Origin of the sequence: Anabaena sp. CS-542/02 (assembly GCF_028331085.1) — a bacterium.
Taxonomy (GTDB): Bacteria; Cyanobacteriota; Cyanobacteriia; order Cyanobacteriales; family Nostocaceae; genus Anabaenopsis; species Anabaenopsis arnoldii.
The window spans coordinates 1-21,175 of record NZ_JAQMTM010000121.1; the positions used below are offsets into that span (position 1 = coordinate 1).

The window sequence follows — 21,175 nt, forward strand, 5'->3', positions numbered from 1 at the left end:
TACCCAAAGCTGAAGAAGAAAAGAAAAAAGTTGTCAAGGTAAATCTGCAATAATCCCTGGTTGGTAATTTCCGTCTTCTACCTCCTCCTGCAATCAATTTCAACTTAAAAGCCTGGTAATGAGCGCAACCAGGCTTTTTTTGTTTATTGAACATTTATTGATTACACTGAAGTTAGTATTGATGAACCTATAGGAGCCATGACTCAACCAACTTCTAAAATATGTATATTGGGTGGAGGCTTTGGTGGTCTCTATACCGCCCTGCGCTTAAGTCAGTTACCCTGGGAAAAGGGGGAAAAACCGGAAATTGTCCTAGTTGACCAGGGCGATCGCTTTATATTTTTACCATTACTGTACGAATTACTCACAGGGGAAATGCAGACCTGGGAAATTGCGCCCCCCTTTGAGGAGTTATTACAAGGTACAGGGGTACGTTTTTACCAAGGTGTGGTATCGGGAATTGACACCGAGCAAAAACGGGTACAGTTACAGGATGGCCCAGAAATTCCCTATGACAGGTTAGTATTAGCTTTGGGTGGAGAAACACCCTTAGATATGGTTCCCGGTGCCACATCTTACGCTTATCCATTCCGCAACCTTACGGACGCTTACCGGTTAGAAGAACGTCTGCGAGTCTTAGAAGAATCCGACGCGGATAAAATTCGCGTCGCCATTGTTGGCGCTGGTTACAGTGGTGTAGAATTAGCCTGTAAACTCGCAGATAGATTAGGGGAAAGGGGACGTTTGCGCCTGATTGAAATCGGTGATCAAATTTTACGCACTTCTCCAGAATTTAACCGCGAAGCTGCTACCAAAGCCTTAGAAGCCAAGCAGGTATTTCTAGACTTAGAAACCAAGGTAGAATCAATTGGTGAAGATACCATTTCCCTAGAATATAAAACTCAAATAGATACAATTCCTGTAGATTTAGTGATTTGGACTGTGGGAACCACGGTAGCACCTGTAGTCCGCACCCTGGATTTAAAGCAAAATCAACGCTGTCAAATCACAACTACACCCACCTTACAAGTCTTAGAACATCCAGAAATCTTTGCTTTGGGGGATTTAGCAGACTGTCGTGATGCTGAGGGTCAACAAGTCCCCGCTACAGCCCAAGTTGCTTTTCAACAAGCTGATTATACTGCTTGGAATATCTGGGCTTCTCTGACTAATCGCCCTTTACTTAGTTTCCGTTACCAGCCATTAGGGGAAATGATGGCTTTGGGTAAAGATAATGCTACCCTCACCGGTTTAGGTGTGAAATTAGATGGGCTTTTGGCATATGTTGCTCGTCGTCTGGCTTATCTCTATCGGATGCCTAGTTTAGATCATCAACTCAAGGTTGGTTTTAATTGGCTAGTTCGTCCCATTATAGATAAACTATCCTAGTAGTATTTGGTGTCTTCACCAACAACTCAAATCTCATATTTATAATTAATTTACTAGGTTTGATGGAACGACCGAAAGTTATTTTTTTAGATGCTGTGGGTACGCTGTTCGGCGTTAAAGGCAGTGTAGGCCAAATTTATAGTCAAATAGCCCAGGAATTTGATGTTGAAGTTTCTGCGGAAATATTGGATACAGCCTTTAAACAAAGCTTTGCAGCTTCCCCTCCACCCATATTTCCTGATGCACACTTAGATGATCTTTCCCAGCGTGAGTTTGATTGGTGGCAGAAAATTGTCTACAATACTTTTGAAAGCGCCGGGGTTATGTCAGAATTTTCTGACTTTTCCGATTTTTTTAGTGAACTCTATATTCACTTTGGGACTGGGGAACCTTGGTTCGTTTATCCTGATGTCCTCTCATCTTTGAACCACTGGCGAGAACAGGGTATTCAATTAGGTGTAGTCTCTAATTTTGATTCCCGACTTTTCTCGGTCTTGCAAGGTTTAGAACTGAGTAATTATTTTAGATCTATTACCATTTCTACCCAAGCGGGTGTTGCTAAACCAGACCCGCAGATTTTTGCCTTGGCTTTAGCAAAACATCATTGTCCACCTCAAGCCGCTTGGCACATTGGTGATAGTGTTGTGGAGGACTATCAAGGTGCTAAAGCTGCTGGGTTGAGAGGTATTTGGATTAATCGCGAGAAAGTTTCTGAGGAAAAGCCAGAATCTGACCCTATACCCTCTCCTGACCCAGGAGAGGGGGAGGTGTGAAGCTAGGTGTTAAAGCAAAAAGGGGCGCGCTAGCATAAAACTAGAAATGGTTTTAGCATCTATGGCGTCTCCCCGGAGAATAGCTTTCTCCAGTTCTTCGGGTGTTAATAGTACAGTTTCGATATCCTCATCTTCATCTTTTTTGGGTGGGTTTTCCAGCTTTTCTAAATCTCGCGCCAGAAAAGCATAGATGATTTCGTCAGAATAGCCGGGGGCGAGGAAAAATTCACCCAGTGTATCCCATTTATGCGCGGTATAACCTGTTTCTTCCTCAATTTCCCGTTGTACTGTCTTCAGGGGATCTTCGTTGATTTCTACCGTACCGGCGGGAAATTCTAATATTCTTCTCTGAATGGCAAAGCGGTACTGGCGCACCAGTACTAGTTTACCTGTTTTTGTTATGGGTACAGCTAAGGCTCCGCCGGGGTGACGAATGCATTCCCATTCCCCTTCGGCTTTATTGGGTAAACGCAGACGATTGACTTCAAAGTCAAACTTGCGACCTTTATAAAATAAGCACTGTTTTAGCAGCTGTGGTAATTCTCTACCTAGTGGCATAGTAAATTTATTTTATATCTGGATACATATACTAACTGCTGTGAACAAAAACCGTATATTTTTTTAAGTTATTGGGTGGAGAATAAAACTACATCGGCACAGTCTACCTCTTTTACTAGGTTTTGAATCTTACTTCCAGAAGTCGGCTCTACCCAATGGGGCGCAATTTCAGCCAGTGGTATTAATACGAAAGCTCGAGATCCCATGCGGGGATGGGGAATCTGCAGTTGGGGGGTGTCTATGATTAAGTCATCATATAATAACAAATCTAAATCCAGCGATCGCGCACCCCAGCGCTCTTGACGCACCCGCCCAAATTTTGCTTCTGTAGCCAATAAGGTCTCTAATAATAAGTGTGGTGACATTTGCACCCGGAAAATGGCACAACCATTTAAATAATCTGGTTGGGGTGGTCCGACGGGTTTAGTACGATACCAGCTAGATTGAGCTTCTAGCTTCATCCCCGGTGTGTTGGCTAATGTCTCTATAGCTGCTGTTAAAATTTTATAGGAATCGCCAATATTACTACCCAGGGCAATAGCACTAAGTTTACCTGGTTTTTTGATGATTGAGTTAAGCATTTGTATTGTATGATATTAACATCAGCCTTCTGTGCATTTGAGGAGAACCGAATATGGTGACATCTCCAGAAATAGTTATATGGCTACAAGAACGCACAACTTTAGGAATTCTCACCCCCGGGGTGCTAGATGCGATCGCCCAAGCAGTGGAGGAAAAAGTTTTACCCGCGGGAAATACTTTAGTTAGTGAAGGAACTTACCCACAAGCCCTTTATATTCTACAACAGGGTCAACTGCAAGCTCAGACTGGGAATCAAAATTACTCAGACATTTCCCTAACTCAAAATAGCGCCATCATTCTCCTGCGGGAATTGCTCCTCAATGAGTTAACCCCTAACACAATTACCACCGTGACTGAATGTCATTTGTGGGTAATATCTGCAATTAAATTTCGCTCATTAGTCGCCCAATACCCAGAAATCACCCAGGCTTTTTCCCGGTTACTAGCTCAACAACTGGCTGAGGTCAAATCTGCACTTTTGCATGTACAAGAACGTAATCTGGCTTTGCGTCCATATCTGGTGACCAAAGCCCAAAGGGGAATTGTCGGTACTAGTCGCTATGCTGTACGTCTACGAGACCAAATTAGAGTCGCCGCTACCACTAACCAATCTGTACAGATTTTCGGCGAACCAGGTTTAGACAAAGATAATATAGCCGCCCTCATTCACTACGGTTCACCCCAACGGCGAGAACCGCTTATTAAGCTCAACTGTGGAATGATTACCCCCAGTGGGGTGGATTTGTGGGGTCGTGCAGGTGGGAAACCCGGACTAATACAATGGCTAGGGGAAGGTACTCTAGTTTTGAACAACATCCAAGAATTACCACCGGAATTATTACCCTCTATAGTCAAGTTGCTGGAAACAGGGAAATATACTCCCGTCGCTTCTGGGGGAGAACCACATCCTCAACCTCAAGACTGCAAAGCCCGGGTGATGATTATTGCTGAAAAAACTCAGCCGGATATTCAACGGTGGGTTGGTCTGACGATTAAAGTACCACCCCTAAGGGTACGAAAAACAGATATTCAAAAACAAGTAGAATATTACACCAGTCTTTATGTTCGCGCTAGAGGTCTGACTAAACCCCAAATTACCCCAGAAGCTCTACGTCGTTTACAGTCATACGATTTCCCCGGTAATCTCAAAGAACTACAAAATATTGTAGAACGGGCTATTGTCCAGCTGGGTGATGGAACAGAGTTGACAGAAGAACTATTTTGGTCTGCTCAAACCCAGAAAAAGCAATTACGTCTCAATCTTTTGAATGCTTATCCGGGGTTGCGGAAATTTCTCCGCAGTCCTTGGTGGCCAAATCGGATTAATTATGGGTTGACCGTGGCGGCGTTTCCTGTGATGATTGCTATTTTATTCCTTGGACCGCAAACACGCGATCGCAATTTGGTTTTAAATTTCTTTTGGGCTTGGTGGTGGCCTTTCTTCCTATTTCTCTTCCCCTTTTTAGGTCGGATCTGGTGTTCTGTCTGTCCTTTTATGATCTATGGGGAAATTACGCAAAAAATTTCTCTCTGGTTGTTTCCCAGACAACTGAAAACATGGCCACGGCAAAAAGCGGAAAAATGGGGCGGATGGTTGATGTTTGCACTGTTTACCCTGATTTTCCTCTGGGAGGAAATCTGGGACTTACAAAATACAGCTTATCTTTCCGCTTGTTTGCTACTGTTAATTACCGCAGGGGCGATGATTTTCTCAGCCATTTGGGAACGGCGGTTTTGGTGTCGCTATCTCTGCCCCATTGGTGGTATGAATGGTTTATTTGCTAAACTCTCCATGACGGAACTACGGGCGCAACAGGGTATCTGTTCTGCTGGTTGTACAACTTACCAATGTTACAAAGGCGGTCTCCAAAAGGGGGAAGGTATGGAAACTAATGGCTGTCCGTTATATTCTCACCCGGCACAGTTGTTAGATAATCGTGACTGTGTACTGTGTATGACCTGTCTCAAAGCTTGTCCCCATCGTTCTGTAGAGTTCAATTTGCGTCTCCCTGCTGTGGAACTGTGGACAACCCACACACCCCGCAGCTATGAAGTGGCGTTATTATGTTTGCTTTTGGGTGGGGTGTATCTCCACCGCTTACCAGAGTTACAATCTTGGTTAGGGTTACAAATCGATTTAAGTATATTTTGGCAACACTTGGGACTTTCTGTCATAACTTTGATGTTCCCGACTACTGTAGTTTTTGCTGCTTACGCTTTAATGCAGTTAACTAAATTTGGCCGCAAACCTCGACCATTTGTGCAACTTACCTATGGTTACTTACCATTGGTACTGGGGGGTAACTTAGCTCATTATTTGCGCCTGGGTTTGGGTGAAGCTGGACGGATTTTACCGGTCAGTTTTGCTACTTTTGGCTTAGAGGGGGAGAAATTACCGATTTTGGTGGCTCATCCGGCTGTAATTGAGTTTTTGCAGGGTACAACTCTGGTTTTTTCAGTTCTATTCACGATCATATTAACTCAAAAAATAGCCCGCCAACCCATGGCAGCTATGTTTTGGCAACATTTAGCTACTCTTGGTTTGGCGGTGAGTATGTGGATAATTATCGTGGGTTTTTTTTCTTAGTGACATACTCCCCAAAAAGTATGTCATATATCTTAATACTTAAATGTTCTACTCAGCGAAAGGGTCTACGCCCATGTTGACGACAGCATTTCGCAGGACTGTGATTTGTTGACCAAAATCAAGTTCCTTGATAGATTCTAGCGCCTGTACTACATCACCAGAAGCTTGATAGTTTGGTGGTATGGGCGCCACGAAGCCTTGAACCATCAACTCTGATAATTCAAACCAGAAAGCTAATTTAGTGTTAACGCTCCAAATTCCGTAGGAACGGCTAATTGGTGTATCTCTTTTAGCAGCCAAGTCTCGCATCACTTCTAACTGTTGACCATGAGACATCTGCTTGATTTGATTAAGCACACCCTCAGCAAACTGCATCCTTGCCGCACCCGGGGCGGCTGGGGTAATAGAACGACCCATTTGTGTATATACATACCACAGCAGTGCTAACTGGTCATCTACACTGAGGGATGTTAACAAATTAGTGCTATTCAATACACTATTTTCTAAAGGTGTGATTGCGTTCATATTTTTACCCAAAATTTTTGGCAAGTGTTAAATTACTCTGATACTTGATGTTTTTGGGACAAAAGTTAGTTTTTAGAGGATACCCCAAAAGTGGAGAAAGCCCTTACCAGTAAATACTTCAATTAAAGCAGCAGCTGAAAAACCAATCATTGCTAAACGACCGTTCCAATTTTCGGTTTGGGTAGTGAATCCCCAATTCCACGCGTTACGGTTTTCTGGAGCTGGTGTAGTTGTAGTTTTCATCTTGAATCACCGGAATAGGACTTAACAGAGGTTTTTGTTTTCTCTATTAATTACTGTAACAGATATTTTAAAAAGTGTAACGAAAAGTTGCAAAAAAGTTCTAAATAGTATTCATAGCCTTTCAGCTATCCTCAACTTAGCGGAACGCGATCGCGGATTCTCAGCCAATTCTTTTTCGTTAGCAGTAATTGGTTTTTTAGTCAAGACCTTTAACAAAGGAGAATTGCGGAAATCATGCTTGACGGGGCGGTCTTCCAGACTGTGAAAGCTGATAATGGCAATTCGACCACCGGGAACCAGAGAATGGGGGGCTTGCTGTAAAAAAGTTGCCAAAGACTGTAACTCATCATTAACCACAATGCGCAAAGCTTGAAAAACACGGGTAGCAGGGTGAATGCGACCATAACGGTATTGACGGGGGACAGCAGAGGCGATCGCCTCTGCCAATTCCGTAGTAGTGTGAAATGGTCGTCTTTCCACAATGCGCCTGGCGATGCGGCGGGATAAACGTTCCTCACCGAACTTAAAGAAAATATCTGCCAACTCCGGCTCATCCCAGTGATTAATCACATCAGCGGCGGTTAAACATTGACCCTGGTTCATGCGCATATCCAGATTAGCGGTGTGGCGAAAGCTAAAACCCCGTTCTGGCTGGTCTAAATGGTAAGAACTCACACCCAAATCAGCCAGGATACCATCAAAAGAGTGGGGAGTATATTGATAAGATGAGAAATTGCCCAGGACAAACTGCACCCGGTCACCAAACTCAGCCAAGTGCTTTTGGGCTGCTAGCAGAGCATCCTCATCTTGGTCAATAGCCGTCAACCGCACATTAGCAGCGGCCTCTAAGATCAAGCGACTGTGGCCACCACCGCCCACGGTTGCATCCAAATAATGGCCCCCAGGGCGTACCGCCAACCCATCAATGACCTCTCGGCTTAAAACTGGCACATGAAGAAATTCAGCGCCTACAATTCCCTGAATCTCAAGCTCCATATAATAATAGTTGAAGAAGTGAAACAAATTGAAACATCAAGTAAAATCCCCTCACTAGGACCCATCTCCAACATACTCTGTATGGGTAATAGATGTAGACGCTGCTAGAGCGACTTCTGAAAACTATTTCCCTGACAAACTGATTTTGGCAGAAACGAACAATCGAGCCTGGTGGGGATGATGGGGTTGAAGTGAAAATTTTCATAATGGGAGAACACCGAACTTATGGCCAGACTAGAAACCCGCACCGAGCCTATGGTGCTGAATATGGGGCCACACCACCCCTCAATGCACGGGGTTTTGCGGTTAATTGTGACATTGGACGGGGAGGATGTGGTTGATTGTGAACCGGTGATCGGCTATTTACATCGGGGAATGGAAAAAATTGCCGAGAACCGGACAACTGTCATGTACGTTCCCTACGTCAGTCGGTGGGACTACGCCGCGGGTATGTTTAACGAAGCAGTAACCGTTAACGCCCCGGAACAATTAGCAGGTATAACCGTACCCAAACGCGCCAGCTACATTCGGGTGATCATGTTAGAACTCAACCGAATTGCTAACCACTTATTGTGGTTTGGTCCGTTTCTGGCTGACGTGGGGGCGCAAACACCCTTCTTCTATCAGTTCCGAGAACGGGAAATGATTTATGATTTGTGGGAGGCCGCCACGGGATACCGGATGGTAAACCACAACTATTTCCGTGTGGGTGGCGTAGCAGTTGATTTACCCTATGGTTGGGTTGATAAATGCTTAGATTTCTGTGACTATTTTCTCCCCAAAGTTGACGAGTACGAGCGCTTGGTTACCAATAATCCCATCTTTCGCCGGCGGATTGAGGGTATTGGTACCATCACCCGAGAACAAGCCATTAACTGGGGATTATCTGGCCCCATGTTACGCGGCTCTGGGGTTAAATGGGACTTAAGGAAAGTTGACCATTACGAGTGCTACGACGATTTTGATTGGGATGTGCAATGGGAAACCGCCGGGGATTGTTTAGCCCGTTACATGGTGCGGATGCGGGAAATGCGCGAATCTGTGAAGATTATTCGCCAAGCAATTCAAGGACTACCAGGGGGTCCCTACGAAAACCTGGAAGCCAAGCGCATGGCAGAGGGGAAAAAATCCGAGTGGTATGGCTTTGATTATCAGTATATTGGGAAAAAAGTTGCACCTACTTTTAAAATGCCCAAAGGCGAAATCTATTCCCGTGTGGAAAGCGGTAAAGGTGAACTGGGAATTTATCTTGTCGGTGATGACCATGGCTTCCCTTGGCGGTGGAAAATTCGCGCCGCTGACTTCAACAACCTGCAAATTGTCCCGGAACTCCTACGAGGGATGAAAGTTGCAGATATTGTGGTTATTCTTGGTAGTGTTGACGTGATCATGGGATCTGTGGACAGATAGTACACTGGAGAGGGGATTGGGGAGTGAGCATTAGTTTCTACCTCATATCCCTCCCCAGAGACTGACAATAAATCTCCTAGTTGTTCATCCCTGTGTGTCTGTATACCGAAACCCCAAAAAAACTCAAAACATCAGCCTGAACACCCACTAACTAACTGTGCCATCTATGCCTTTGTCGCGTATAGTCACCCTAATTGTAGGTTTAATCGTCATTTTGGGATTAAGCCTCTGGTTGATTGACTCACTGTCTCGGCTTTACTGGCAGTTATCCTATTCGCCACTGCTGGGTAATTTGCTGCTGTTGTTGTTGGTTTTATTGATTGGGGGGTTGGTTGCGGCTTTTGTTTATTATGTATTGATACTTCAATCCGGGGAAAGGCGATCGCACCGCCCAGCCCGACGAGTTACGGCTGCAGAAATTCCCGCTGCTAAATCTGATGCGGCTTCGAGTACATTAAAAGCTGTTAAACAACAGGTAGCCCAAATTCAAGATGAAGTCGCCCGACAAGCTTTATTAAGTAAATCCCGAGAAATTGAAGTTAATCTAGCGCGGGGTGAAATTCAAGTAGTTGTCTTTGGTACAGGTAGTGCTGGTAAAACTTCTTTAGTTAATGCCATTATGGGGCGCATAGTCGGTCAGGTAAATGCGCCCATGGGGACTACCCAGGTGGGGGAAACCTATTGTTTGCGGTTGAAGGGATTACAACGCAAGATTTTAATTACCGATACTCCGGGGATTTTAGAAGCCGGGGTGGAGGGAACCGAACGGGAACAATTAGCCCGAGAACTAGCAACTTCAGCAGATTTACTGTTATTTGTGGTAGATAATGATTTGCGACTTTCTGAATATGAACCCCTGCGCAGTTTGGCGGAAATTGGTAAGCGATCGCTGTTGGTTCTCAATAAAACTGATTTATATACAGATGAAGATCAAGAATCTATCCTGGCTCGGTTACGTCAACGGGTACACGGATTTATTGCCGCCAATGATGTGATTGCGATCGCGGCTAATCCTCAAACCGCAGAACTAGAAACTGGCGAAACCCTAGAGCCAGAAGCGGATATTATCCCGTTGCTGCGGCGGATGGCGGCGATTTTACGGGCTGAAGGTGAGGATTTGGTAGCGGATAATATTCTTCTGCAATCCCTACGCCTGGGAGAAGAGGCGCGAAATTTGATTGATGTCCAGCGTCGTCGTCAAGCTGACAAAATAGTTGATCGCTTTGGGTGGATTGGGGCTGGTGTAGTATCAGTTACACCTCTACCAATAGTAGATTTACTGGCAACTGCGGCTGTCAATGCTCAAATGGTGGTGGAGATTGGCAGAGTCTACGGCTGTGAACTGAACATGGAACGGGGTAAAGAGTTAGCTCTTTCCATAGCCAAGACCATCGCTAGTTTAGGTATAGTCAAAGGTGCAATTCAATTAATATCTACAGCTTTACAATTTCATGTAGCCACCTTTGTCATTGGTCGGGCAATTCAAGGGGTAACGGTAGCTTATTTAACACGGATTGCGGGTAAAAGTTTTATTGAGTATTTTCGCCATGACCAAGATTGGGGTGATGGTGGTATGACTGAGGTAGTCAAGGAACAATTTAAATTAAACCGCAGGGATGAATTTATCAAAGCTTTTGTGCAAGAAGCGATCGCGCGGGTGGTCAAACCCTTAACAAATAACACCCAGGTGATTTCACAGGACGAAGAAACCAAAGGGTAAAGTGACTGGGCTTTCAAAAATGGACGCTAGCATGGTTTATTTCCCAGACTTCCGGAAAAACTCTTGATCTAGCGAAACATATGATAAGGCCTTATTTAGTAACCAGCTCATGAATGATCACATGATCGGTAAAGTACTACAAGCACGTTACCAAGTTATCCAAAGCCTGGGTGCAGGAGTATTTGGCGAAACATACATCGCCATAGATAGAGACCACCCGGGAAATAGCAAATACACGATTAAACAGATTAACGGGGACAAATTTCCCCCCAGCTACTTAGACAGTTTAAGATTTTGCTTTCTCAATGAAACAGGAACTTTGCAGCGTCTAGGAAGCCATGGTCAAATTCCCCAGTTTGTCGCCTATTTTGAAGAAAATGAGCATTTCTACTTAGTACAGGAATTTGTAGAGGGACATTCCCTGAGTCAGGAATTACCCATCAAGCATTCCTGCGGAGGTCTGTGGACGGAAACCGAAGTTATAGAATTGTTAGAAGATACCCTAGGTATTTTAGATTTTGTTCACTCTCAAGGTGTGATCCATTGCCATATTAAGCCCGAAAACTTGATTAGACGTACTCTTGATGGCAAATTAGCTTTAATCGACTTCGGTTTAATCGAGTCAGTTGATTTAGGCGCATATGGGGAGCTACCTATTTATGACCTTCCTGTAAACGCACTGGGGTACATATCGCCAGAGCAATTTATTGGTCAAACCCTGCCCAATAGTGATATTTATGCTTTGGGTATGATTGCCATTCAAGCCTTAACAGGACTAGAACCACTGCAATTAAAACTAGATGTTGGAACTGGTGAGATTATCTGGCGGACTGAAGATATATCAGTGAGTGATCAGCTAGCTGGTATTCTCAGTAAAATGATTTGCTATGATTGCCAAGATCGCTTTCAGTCTGCGGCTGAGGTCTTATATACCCTTAATCAAGTCTTCAACGCCCCTAAAATACCCCTTCAACTCCATCAAATCATCAGGGCTGAAAATCACAATCCACACACACAACCTACTTTTACTACATCCTCCCCAGTATTTTCAGGGATGAAAGTAGGCTTGGCGGCCAATTCCTTATTAGTGGGATTAGCAGCATGTTCTTTAATGGATAATTCTCCTGCATATTCCGAAATACACAGATTAGATATAGCCACAAAGGAATATCAAACAGGCAATTTCCAAAAAGCGCTGGCGTTGGCTGAATCAATTCCTGCTTACAGCAATGTTTACCCCGAGGCTCAAGCTAATATAGAAGAATGGCAGGGCAAATGGCCATTGGCGGCTGAACAATACGAAATTGCCCAACAAGCCCTGAATGAGGAGAGATGGTCAGATGTTTTAAGTGTGCGGGCGAAATTACCAGATATTTCATATTGGCAATCTAAAGTAGAGAAACTGGTGGAGCAAGCACAAGCCAACATTGCCATACAAACACACGATTTGTTATCAAAAGCCTATGCAAAAGCTGTAGATAGAGAATTTTCAGCGGCTATAGAATATCTGCGCCAAATTCCTCCCGACAGTACTGCTGGTACCTTAGTTCAAGAGAAAATAGCCGAGTACGACCAAAAGCGGCAGATTAGAGCGGCTTATTTTTTACATCGTGCCAATATCAAAGCATCTGTTGGCGACCTTAATGGTGCTATCCAGTTTCTGCGGAAAATTCATAAAAGTAGTTCTGTTTACCCCCAAGCTCGGGCTAAACTGGATGAATATACTCAACGGCAGCAACTTCACAATGAAGGTGTAAATGTGGCGTTGAATTCCTTGACCGCTAAAAATGACAATTTTCACCCAGAGAAGGAACTGCAAGAGGTAAATGTTCGTTAGATAATTGCCTTGGCTGGTTCTGGTAACGGGCTTTAATTACTTGTTGATCATATGGCTTGGTGATAAAAGTCCATTACCTGTGGATATTTTTGTAAATTAAATAAGGCATTGCTTGCTGTTAATACTCCCATGACTAGACGTGGGATTATGCCGTGAGTTTTAGATCCCGCACTTCTTGAAGAAGTCCGGGATCTATATTTATGAACTAGCAATTAAAAGAAAGTTTTTCTGTAAAAGCGGGATTAATTGCGCGGGAACTGTTATAGCACTACGCATACACGTTAGGACATCATAATTGTGGTTTTAAGGGAACAGGGAATGGGAAGGATTGGGAAGGATTGGGAAGGATTGGGGAACAACAAGCAGGGAAATGTCCTAACACTTGTGGTTACTGCTATAGATAGGGGAGAGGTCAGACGGATACCGGTTTTATTTCCTCCTCACATGTGTGACAAATGGCACTGAAAATTAAGGGATAATTTCCATATTGATGCGGTGGTAGTGCGTTCTGGTACACCTTCTAAATTAGAACTGGCAATACCTAATGGTTCCCATGTGTTTAGTTACTATCGACACATTATTGTCAGCCTCGATTATGCCAAAGCAGAACGCCGTCGGGCTAGTTTTATTACCCACTGTCCAGATTTGGTAATTGTGGATGAAGCCCATACCTGTAATCGTTCTAGTAGTAAGAGTACATCCCAACAACAACGACATCAATTAATTCAACAGATTTCCCAGGAGAAAAACCGCCATTTATTATTGACAAATTCCGGCTATCTTGTATAATTCCACAGAGTTGATATGGTGGGTTGGTTTGAGGCAAAAAATGAGATAGATGATTCCTATTAGTGATCATATTCGGCTGCGTCATCCACCAATTGTTATTTATTGGCTGATTGGTACTAATATTGCTATATTTCTCTGGCAAATAAAACTAGGAATAACCGGGGAATTAGCGTCTTTTATTGATAGCTGGGGTTTGATTCCCGCTCAGATTAGTGGTGCAATTACCCATGCTATCTATTTAAATCCAGCTGCTTGGGTGGTTGTTTTCTGGCGTTTACCTTCCCTCTTCTTAGCCATGTTTCTCCATGGTAGTATTAGTCAAATTGTGGGAAATCTGATATTTTTATGGGTTTTTGGTAAAACCTTGTCCAGTGTCATCGGTTATAAAGGTGTCCTGGCTTTGTATCTAGGTGGGGGGATACTCACGGGAATAGCACAAATTATTTTAGAACCGAGTTTGACAGTACCATTAATTGGCGCTAATGGGGCGATCGCCACTATCTTAGGAGCCTACCTCAGCAAGTTCCCTCAAGGTAAAATTGATACTATCATGCCCCTGTTAATCTTATACATACCAGTAGAATTACCTGCCTATTCTTACCTATTTTGGTGGTTTATAAAACAGCTATTTTATGGCATTGGCAGCTTAAACATGACTGCATCGGATGTCAACTCAGCTAACTTCTCCTTCTGGGTACAATTACTAGGATTATGTCTTGGTGCTGCTGCAATTAGATACTATGAATCATCCTCTCAATCATAGGGAATGGGCGAAAATTGTTCATCTGGTTAGCCCCAGGCTCACGCCTGTGGGCTGACCCTATTTCTCGTTGTCGTTTTTAGCCTCCGGGGGCTTCTTTTTGATAATAGTTTTTGGTAGATTACTGCTGGGCTTGGTATCAACCTTTTTGGATACTGGCGGTACCGTGGTTTGATTTTTTCTAGATTCCTGCAGCGCCGTGGCTTTATCCTTTTTGGATGCTTTGAGAAATCTAGGTGCGGTTTCTTGGGGTGGCGCTAATAGCGCCACAAAACCGAAGACATTACGCCCGGGCAGAAATTTGGCTTTCAATGAGACAAATACCGCATGTCCTTGGTCTTCTTTTTCAGCTTTGGGATTAAATCGGAAAGGTCTAACCGGGGAGTCTTTCCAGAATAAGGGTAGATGGCTAGCCTTCATAAATTTGACTTTTTTACTCGCCTCCGCTTGTTTAATATATTCAAGTCTTTCGCGAGTAAAATTGCGGAAAACAGAAATACAGGGGGTTTGACAGACGGGGATAAATTGCCATAGTCCTGAGAATTTAAACTCGTTGTCTTCTAGCTCCGCTGAAACTGTCTGTTTTTCTCGCCCTCTGTCAAAGCCAACTAGCTGAAAAGTGACGCTATGAGGTTGCTCTCTACGGGGAAAATGAATGACTTTAGGATAAACAACCAACCTAAAAGTACGGTTCCCAGTAGTTTCTATTTCTTTAATCAGAGCGTCAAATACTTTGCGTTTTTGGGGAATATAAAAAAGTGGGTATTCAAAATTACTAATTGTAACAGTGTTTTTACCATCAGCATTGATGTTGACATCCCCGACAATTACCCCAATAGCTTGAAAGATTGCTTCAGGTTCTTCAATCTCTACCTGATTTTCAGTATCGATACTTACTTCTTCAGCTTCAGGTGCGGGTTGTTGAGTTTCAGCTTCATTAGTCCCATTGGGGGTAGGTTCATTAGATGACATAATTGTTAGTTTTTTTTGTACGAGCAATAATTTTTTTGAGATACTATAGGCGGCATGTGACAGGCTGATAAAATCCCATAAGTACACACTAAAGAATATGAAGTCCAGGTTACTAGACTACCCTGAGTCAGGAGTTAGGGTTATGGGAGTTTCTCGCCTAGACAAAAACTAGCTCATGCTCACACCAACTCACTACTATTAAGCTAATGACTTCTCTGTGTCAAGGTTATAGCGAATTAACTCAGCCAATCTATGATAAATAACTATTTTCGCAATCATATCAGGACAATGGCTAGCTATGTCCCCAGCGAACAACCCCAACCAGGGGTAGAGATTATTAAACTTAATAGTAACGAAAATCCTTATCCTCCTTCACCGGTGGTGCTAGACCTGCTGAAGAATATTAACGGGGAATGGTTACGACGTTATCCAGAACCTTTAGGGGGAGAGTTCCGGCGAGCCGCAAGCAAGGTTTTGGGTGTTCCCCATGATTGGATTATTGTCGGTAATGGTAGTGATGAGGTTTTGAACCTAGTAGTTAGAGCCTGCGCTGAACCCGGGAGAAAGGTAGTTTACCCTATACCAACTTATGTACTATATGTGACGTTAGTACAAATACAGGGGGCAGAAATTATTCAGATTCCCTATGGAGAAGATGACAGATTCCCCCTGGAAGAACTAATTACCGCTGATGGAAATGTGACATTCATCGCATCCCCTAATAGTCCATCGGGGTGTATTGTCCCAATGGAAGACCTGAGAAAGCTAGCAAGCCGATTATCTGGGGTTTTAGTCATTGATGAAGCATATGTAGATTTTGCACAGGAGAATGCACTGGCTTTGGTGAAGGAATATGATAACGTAATTGTGATTCGCACACTTTCTAAGGGTTACTCCTTAGCAGGATTACGTCTGGGCTTCGGGGTGGCAAATCCTCGGTTACTCGATGGGTTGTTTAAGGTGAAGGATAGTTATAACATTGATGCGATCGCCTGCGCATTGGGAGCAGCAGCTATGACAGATCAAGCTTATAAAAATGCTTGTGTAGCCAAGGTGAAAGCATCGCGGACTAAACTAGCCACGGACTTAAAACAATTAGGTTTCCAGGTTGGGGATTCCCACACTAACTTTTTATTAGTACAACCCCCCCAAGAAAATGCTCAATTCCTGTATCAACGGCTCAAAGAACGACAGATTTTAGTACGCTACTTCCCACAACCAGGACTGGATCATAAGTTACGCATTACCGTGGGTACAGACCAACAAAATCAAGTTTTAGTAGAGGCGCTCCGTCAAATTTGTTCCTAGTTAGGTTTTATTACATACTACAAACTGTGAAAATAGTCAATCACAGCCTGGGCGATCGCTTCATTACCATCTTTAGCTAAACCTTGAGATTGCTGGGGTTGCTGGGGTTCTTGACGCAAAAAATCCCAATTACCGCTAAAAAATTCCTGGGAAGTGATAATTTGATGTTGATGATAATTCACAATCCCTGCTAACAGAAAATTAGCCTCAGCAAAGTCATCCCGGGGAATGGTCACCAGAGGTATATCAAATTTTGTCGCTTCCGCAAAAGTGCCATAACCAGGTTTAGAAACCACACGCCCACAAATAGGACTAAAATCTACTGGGCGGTATTTGGAACCGCTAACCTTTCTGACATTAGGTAAGTCCGGGGCAGATTGATCGTAGATCACAAATTGCCAATCTGGAAAATTTTGTAAATTTTCGTAAGGTATTTTTTCTAACCCCAAACCGCCGAAGGTGAGTAAGATGGTTTTTGATTTGGGCGCAGTAATTCCCCAAGTAGCGCGGACTTCCTCGGCAGAGTAACGAGGGTAACCACCAGTTAAGCCCACATCAGTAATATTACTAAAAGATGACATCGGCTCGTGAAAAGGCAAACGAAACAAGCGATCGCATTGAGAGTAACATTCACTAATCCAATCGGCAATGGTGATAAATTCACCCCCCCAACGTCGGTAAATCAAGTCCCAACCAAAATTACTCATCATCCAACAGGGAATATTTGCGGCTTTAGCAAATAAAGGAGCTAAAAAAGGAATATCTGCTAAAATTAAATTCACCCGGTTTTGGCGGATAAAATTGACTTCTGAGGCAATTAGGGAATTTTGACGCTGTTGAATATCCCGCAACTGTGCTAAAGTCGCCGGTTTATCCATTGTCAAACTATCTCCCTGCACTACACCCAAATCAAAAGCCCGGGGACGATGAATAAAATCCCCCTCTATGTAGGAATCTAGCAACCACCGGGGGGCGGTGGTGACCAGAATCAATAAAACTTCTGGACATAATTTTTGAATTGTTGATACCACTGAAGCCGTGCGAGTAGCATGACCGAAACCGTGGTTAGTAATTGCTACATATAAAATTGGCCGCATAATTGATAATTGCTAATTACTAATTTAAATTGGGGAAGAGGAACATAAATACAATGCTACCTTTTCCCCACTTCCTCTTACTTAAAAGCTAAACCTTTGTAAAGCCTCTATTAATTGGTCAATTTCTGCTTCTAGGGTCAAATAATGGACAGTGGCGCGGATACAGTCAGGATCAGCAATTGTTCTAGTTAATATTCTTTGTGACTCTAGGAATTGTACTAACTGGAAATGTCCGCGGGATTTTTCCTCAGATAGTTGAAAGGAAACTATCCCGGTTTGGGGTGGAGATGTGCGTAAACACCGGATATTATCTAGGTCTGTTAATCTTCTCCACAGGTATTCACTATGATCACAGATTTGCTCATAACGTTGTTGTGGGGTTCCCCATTGCTGATGAATGGCGATCGACCCTGTCAAACCAGCATATAATGATGTTGCTGATGTCGATACTTCATATCTTCGGCCATCCGGTTGCCAACTTACCCTTTGACCCTGACTATCTACCACAATGCCACGTAAGCCGATAAATGTGGGTTGTAAATTGTCTCTAACTTCTGGACGGACATATAAACCACCCACACCCCCAGGACCGCATAACCATTTATGACCGGTGAAGGCGTAAAAGTCCGCCCCCAATGTGGTTAAATTTAAAGCTAATAAGCCAACAGACTGAGCAGCATCTACCAACACCAAGGAATTATTCGCCCTGCATACTTCTATAATTTTGTCAAGTGGTAAAACTTGTCCTGTATTCCAAAAAACATGACTAAGAACTACTAAGCGGGTATTGGGGCGTAAGTGTTGAGCAACCACCGTTACAGGGTCGCCTGTGTTTAAAGTTTCCTTGAGGGGACAGGTAGTAACTTCCACAGCAAACCTGCGGGCGATTTCCTGGGAGATAGCAATTACTCCTGGGTGTTCACAGTCGGAGAGTAGCATATGGTCACCCCCACGCCAATCAATACCCCACATAGCAATATTACAGCCAACAGTAACATCTTCTGTGAGGGTAATAGTTTCTGGTGGTGCTTGCAACTCACAAGCCAAAGCTTCCCTAAGATTTTGCTTTGCTTGTGCAACTAGGGCGTAAGCTTGATTACCAAAAGGTCCGGCTTGTTGGGTATCAGCTTCAGCTTGAGTAATGGCATCCATTGCCCCTTGAGGCATTGGCCCCTGTCCACCATAATTAAAATAAATCTTATTTCCCAAAGCGGGAAATTGTGCGCGATGTTGATGTAATTGAGTTTTTCTAGCCAAAATATTTGTCATAAATAGCAATTTTGCTCACAAACCAGTTTACTCTCCGGCTCATGACCAGATTTTTGAAATTCTTGTTAACTTAAAGGAATGTTAATCAATGCTGAACAATTACTGCAATATCAACGCTGCAAACGCCGACCTGTCCTAGATGCTCAGGGCGATAGACCCCAGCGGGATGCTGCTAATGAGTTGCTACTCAAGTTACAACAAGACAAGGCCGCCCATCGTACCAGTATTTTGGCAGAGTTGGGCGATTATTACAAACCAGATTATCCACGAGGAGACTGGGAAGCAGGTCAAGCAGCGACTTTAGAATTAATGCAGCGTGGGGTTGAGTACATTTATCGCGGTGTATTCTTAGCTGAGTACTATGATTTGGTAGCTCCTACTCCTGAAGATATTTCACTATCCCCAGAATATACAAAATACACTTTTGTTAGTCGTCCTGATTTACTGGTAAAACAGTCGGGACAGTCTCGGTTTGGGGATTGGATGTATGTACCCGTAAATATTGAATTGGGTAAGCGTCCTAAGCAAGAATATCAAGTTGTGGCTGCGTTTCACGCCCAAGTATTGGCTAAGGTACAGGGGATCATACCGGAAAACGCTTGGCTACTGTTGCGGACCAAAAACAGAGATTATGCAGTGGATTTAGATAAATGGATTCCACAAATGCAAAGCATTTTACTGGAGTTTCTCCAGGACTTAGAGTTACCCTCACCACCAGAAGTATTTATTTCTCGCCAAAAGTGCAATCTTTGCCACTGGTATAATGACTGTTATCAGGTCGCTCAATCACAGCAACACCTTTCTCTGTTACCAGGGGTAACACCCCTGCGCTACGACCAACTTCAGGCTTTATCTATCACTACCCTAGAATCTCTAGCTCATACTACCCCTGAGAGTTTAGAAAACCTTCCTGGTTTTGATGGCGCAGTTGCAGCCAAACTTATATTACAAGCCCAATCTGTACTCCACAGACAACCTTTGATGTTACCCCATGGGTTACCAAAAGAAGATATTCTATTTACCGCTCCTGTAGAGCTTTATTTTGATATTGAAGCCCAGCCAGATTTGGATTTAGATTATTTGTTGGGAATTTTGGTGGTTGACCAGCAAGCCAAGACGGAAAAATTCTATTCCTTTATCGCCGAAAAACCAGAAGAAGAAGAATTAATTTGGCAGCAATTTTTAGATTTGGTTTGGCAATATCCCCAAGCACCAATTTATCATTTTTGCGTCTACGAAGTTGATACTGTCAAACGCCTAGGGAAACTCTACCAAACTCCTAACTCCCTAGTCTATCCTGTTTTGAATCGGTTTGTTGATGTCTATGAACAATTAATTAAAACCGTCGCTTTACCCGTAGAAAGCTATGCACTTAAAGCGATCGCCCGTTGGTTGGGCTTTGAGTGGCGGGAAAAAGAAGCTAGTGGTGCTAAGTGTATTTATTGGTATGACCAATGGTTAGAAACAGGCGATCGCACTTTACTGGAAGTGATTCAAAGTTATAACGAGGATGATTGTCGAGCTACCCGTAATGTTAAGGATTGGCTAGTTACCTTTTTCCAAAATCATACCCATCCCCCACTTCCTTAATTTTACCCATTGAGCTAAACTGCTGCACTTCAATCACCCATATTCTGCAAAATTTCCTCAATAGTCCCTTTCAGTTCTGGCAAATTTTTCTCAACAACTCCCCAAATAAGATTTAAATTTACCTTTAAGTAATCGTGAATTAGTACATCTCGAAAACCTGCTATCTGTTGCCATTGTATCTTTAGATAAGATATTCTGAGTTCAGCAGATAATCTTTTTGTAGCTTCGCCAATAATTTCAAAATTGCGAATCACAGCATCTTGAATCATGGGTGTTTGCATAAAAGCTTCCCGTCCTTCAGATGTATAAGATTCAATTCGCTCAATACATTCCTTTTCTCGTAGTGGTACATAAGCCATACCACTATATTAGCATTTATAGGCATATGTAATCTATTATTAGTAAATAACTAGCTATTGGCTATCCCTCACAAAAAAACTGCTTCCTCCAAAACTCTTTCCCGGATCACCTCGTGTAAATTGTCTGGTTCAGTGATATCTACCTTACGTCCGAGCAACTCCTCCAAGGATTGCATCAAAGCAATTTGGTCTAATAAAGTTCGTTGTGGTTCAATTTCCATCAGAAAATCTATATCACTATCTACTCTTGCTTCACCTCTGGCTATAGAACCAAAAACACGTACATTATATCCTCCATACTCAGCAGCAATCCTCAATATTTCTTCACGATGAGCCGTGAGGATCTCATCAATTCCCATAAACCCACTCCTGAAATCAATAGGTATTTTGCCAAAAACATTTTCTTTTTGT

20 protein-coding genes are annotated in these 21,175 nt (G+C 43.3%); 10 read left to right on the forward strand and 10 right to left on the reverse strand.

Going from position 1 to position 21,175, the window contains the following annotated elements:
- Positions 1-198 precede the first annotated feature (198 nt).
- Positions 199-1,389: an NAD(P)/FAD-dependent oxidoreductase gene (locus PN447_RS13240; protein ID WP_271763512.1), complete on the forward strand. Its 1,191-nt coding sequence runs from the start codon at positions 199-201 to the stop codon at positions 1,387-1,389.
- Between the two features lie 62 nt (positions 1,390-1,451).
- Complete coding sequence (locus PN447_RS13245; protein ID WP_271763513.1) at positions 1,452-2,162, forward strand: HAD-IA family hydrolase; 711 nt, start codon at positions 1,452-1,454, stop codon at positions 2,160-2,162.
- A 9-nt stretch (positions 2,163-2,171) separates the two neighbouring features.
- Here the strand turns inward: PN447_RS13245 and PN447_RS13250 are convergent, their stop codons facing one another.
- Together PN447_RS13250 and folK are read right to left on the reverse strand one after the other, a co-directional pair.
- Entirely contained in the window at positions 2,172-2,720 is a 549-nt protein-coding gene (locus PN447_RS13250; protein ID WP_271763514.1) for an NUDIX hydrolase, read from the reverse strand.
- A 68-nt stretch (positions 2,721-2,788) separates the two neighbouring features.
- Positions 2,789-3,301, reverse strand: coding sequence for a 2-amino-4-hydroxy-6-hydroxymethyldihydropteridine diphosphokinase (gene folK / locus PN447_RS13255; RefSeq protein ID WP_271763515.1), 513 nt, complete (start codon positions 3,299-3,301; stop codon positions 2,789-2,791).
- A 56-nt stretch (positions 3,302-3,357) separates the two neighbouring features.
- Between folK and PN447_RS13260 the strand changes: the two genes are divergently transcribed.
- Positions 3,358-5,889 carry a sigma 54-interacting transcriptional regulator gene (locus tag PN447_RS13260; protein ID WP_271763531.1) on the forward strand — a complete coding sequence of 844 codons (2,532 nt, stop codon included), beginning with the start codon at positions 3,358-3,360 and terminating at the stop codon, positions 5,887-5,889.
- A 48-nt stretch (positions 5,890-5,937) separates the two neighbouring features.
- Here the strand turns inward: PN447_RS13260 and PN447_RS13265 are convergent, their stop codons facing one another.
- From PN447_RS13265 to rsmH, 3 genes are all read right to left on the reverse strand, one after another.
- A complete protein-coding gene (locus tag PN447_RS13265; protein ID WP_271763516.1) occupies positions 5,938-6,414 on the reverse strand; it encodes an orange carotenoid protein N-terminal domain-containing protein in 477 nt (158 codons plus the stop codon).
- Positions 6,415-6,486: 72 nt separating this feature from the next.
- Complete coding sequence (locus PN447_RS13270; protein WP_200986849.1) at positions 6,487-6,657, reverse strand: high light inducible protein; 171 nt, start codon at positions 6,655-6,657, stop codon at positions 6,487-6,489.
- Between the two features lie 111 nt (positions 6,658-6,768).
- Positions 6,769-7,653, reverse strand: coding sequence for a 16S rRNA (cytosine(1402)-N(4))-methyltransferase RsmH (gene rsmH, locus PN447_RS13275; RefSeq protein ID WP_271763517.1), 885 nt, complete (start codon positions 7,651-7,653; stop codon positions 6,769-6,771).
- A gap of 225 nt (positions 7,654-7,878) precedes the next feature.
- Between rsmH and PN447_RS13280 the strand changes: the two genes are divergently transcribed.
- The 5 genes from PN447_RS13280 to PN447_RS13300 all read left to right on the forward strand — a co-directional run bounded on the left by PN447_RS13280 (position 7,879) and on the right by PN447_RS13300 (position 14,172).
- Complete coding sequence (locus PN447_RS13280; protein WP_271763518.1) at positions 7,879-9,063, forward strand: NAD(P)H-quinone oxidoreductase subunit H; 1,185 nt, start codon at positions 7,879-7,881, stop codon at positions 9,061-9,063.
- Positions 9,064-9,229: 166 nt separating this feature from the next.
- Complete coding sequence (locus PN447_RS13285) at positions 9,230-10,783, forward strand: YcjF family protein (protein WP_271763532.1); 1,554 nt, start codon at positions 9,230-9,232, stop codon at positions 10,781-10,783.
- Positions 10,784-10,892: 109 nt separating this feature from the next.
- Complete coding sequence (locus PN447_RS13290) at positions 10,893-12,620, forward strand: serine/threonine-protein kinase (protein WP_271763519.1); 1,728 nt, start codon at positions 10,893-10,895, stop codon at positions 12,618-12,620.
- Positions 12,621-13,115: 495 nt separating this feature from the next.
- Positions 13,116-13,409, forward strand: a complete 294-nt coding sequence (locus PN447_RS13295; protein ID WP_271763520.1) for a DNA/RNA helicase domain-containing protein — start codon at positions 13,116-13,118, stop codon at positions 13,407-13,409.
- Positions 13,410-13,458: 49 nt separating this feature from the next.
- Positions 13,459-14,172, forward strand: a complete 714-nt coding sequence (locus PN447_RS13300; protein ID WP_271763521.1) for a rhomboid family intramembrane serine protease — start codon at positions 13,459-13,461, stop codon at positions 14,170-14,172.
- 57 nt (positions 14,173-14,229) lie between these two features.
- Here the strand turns inward: PN447_RS13300 and PN447_RS13305 are convergent, their stop codons facing one another.
- Complete coding sequence (locus PN447_RS13305) at positions 14,230-15,141, reverse strand: hypothetical protein (RefSeq protein WP_271763522.1); 912 nt, start codon at positions 15,139-15,141, stop codon at positions 14,230-14,232.
- A gap of 255 nt (positions 15,142-15,396) precedes the next feature.
- On the opposite strand from PN447_RS13305, the gene hisC reads away from it, so the two are divergent.
- On the forward strand, positions 15,397-16,449 hold the full coding sequence (gene hisC, locus PN447_RS13310; protein WP_271763533.1) for a histidinol-phosphate transaminase: 1,053 nt from the start codon (positions 15,397-15,399) through the stop codon (positions 16,447-16,449).
- A gap of 17 nt (positions 16,450-16,466) precedes the next feature.
- On the opposite strand, the gene PN447_RS13315 is transcribed toward hisC, so the two are convergent.
- Together PN447_RS13315 and PN447_RS13320 are read right to left on the reverse strand one after the other, a co-directional pair.
- Positions 16,467-17,549: a glycosyl transferase gene (locus tag PN447_RS13315; RefSeq protein ID WP_271763534.1), complete on the reverse strand. Its 1,083-nt coding sequence runs from the start codon at positions 17,547-17,549 to the stop codon at positions 16,467-16,469.
- 78 nt (positions 17,550-17,627) lie between these two features.
- Positions 17,628-18,815 (reverse strand): aminotransferase class V-fold PLP-dependent enzyme, encoded by a 1,188-nt coding sequence (locus PN447_RS13320; protein WP_271763523.1) that lies wholly within the window; start codon positions 18,813-18,815, stop codon positions 17,628-17,630.
- Between the two features lie 78 nt (positions 18,816-18,893).
- On the opposite strand from PN447_RS13320, the gene PN447_RS13325 reads away from it, so the two are divergent.
- Entirely contained in the window at positions 18,894-20,405 is a 1,512-nt protein-coding gene (locus tag PN447_RS13325) for a TM0106 family RecB-like putative nuclease (protein WP_271763524.1), read from the forward strand.
- Between the two features lie 29 nt (positions 20,406-20,434).
- On the opposite strand, the gene PN447_RS13330 is transcribed toward PN447_RS13325, so the two are convergent.
- Together PN447_RS13330 and PN447_RS13335 are read right to left on the reverse strand one after the other, a co-directional pair.
- Positions 20,435-20,764: a HepT-like ribonuclease domain-containing protein gene (locus PN447_RS13330; protein ID WP_271763525.1), complete on the reverse strand. Its 330-nt coding sequence runs from the start codon at positions 20,762-20,764 to the stop codon at positions 20,435-20,437.
- 68 nt (positions 20,765-20,832) lie between these two features.
- Positions 20,833-21,123, reverse strand: coding sequence for a nucleotidyltransferase family protein (locus tag PN447_RS13335; RefSeq protein WP_200988190.1), 291 nt, complete (start codon positions 21,121-21,123; stop codon positions 20,833-20,835).
- Between the last annotated feature and the right edge of the window lie 52 nt (positions 21,124-21,175).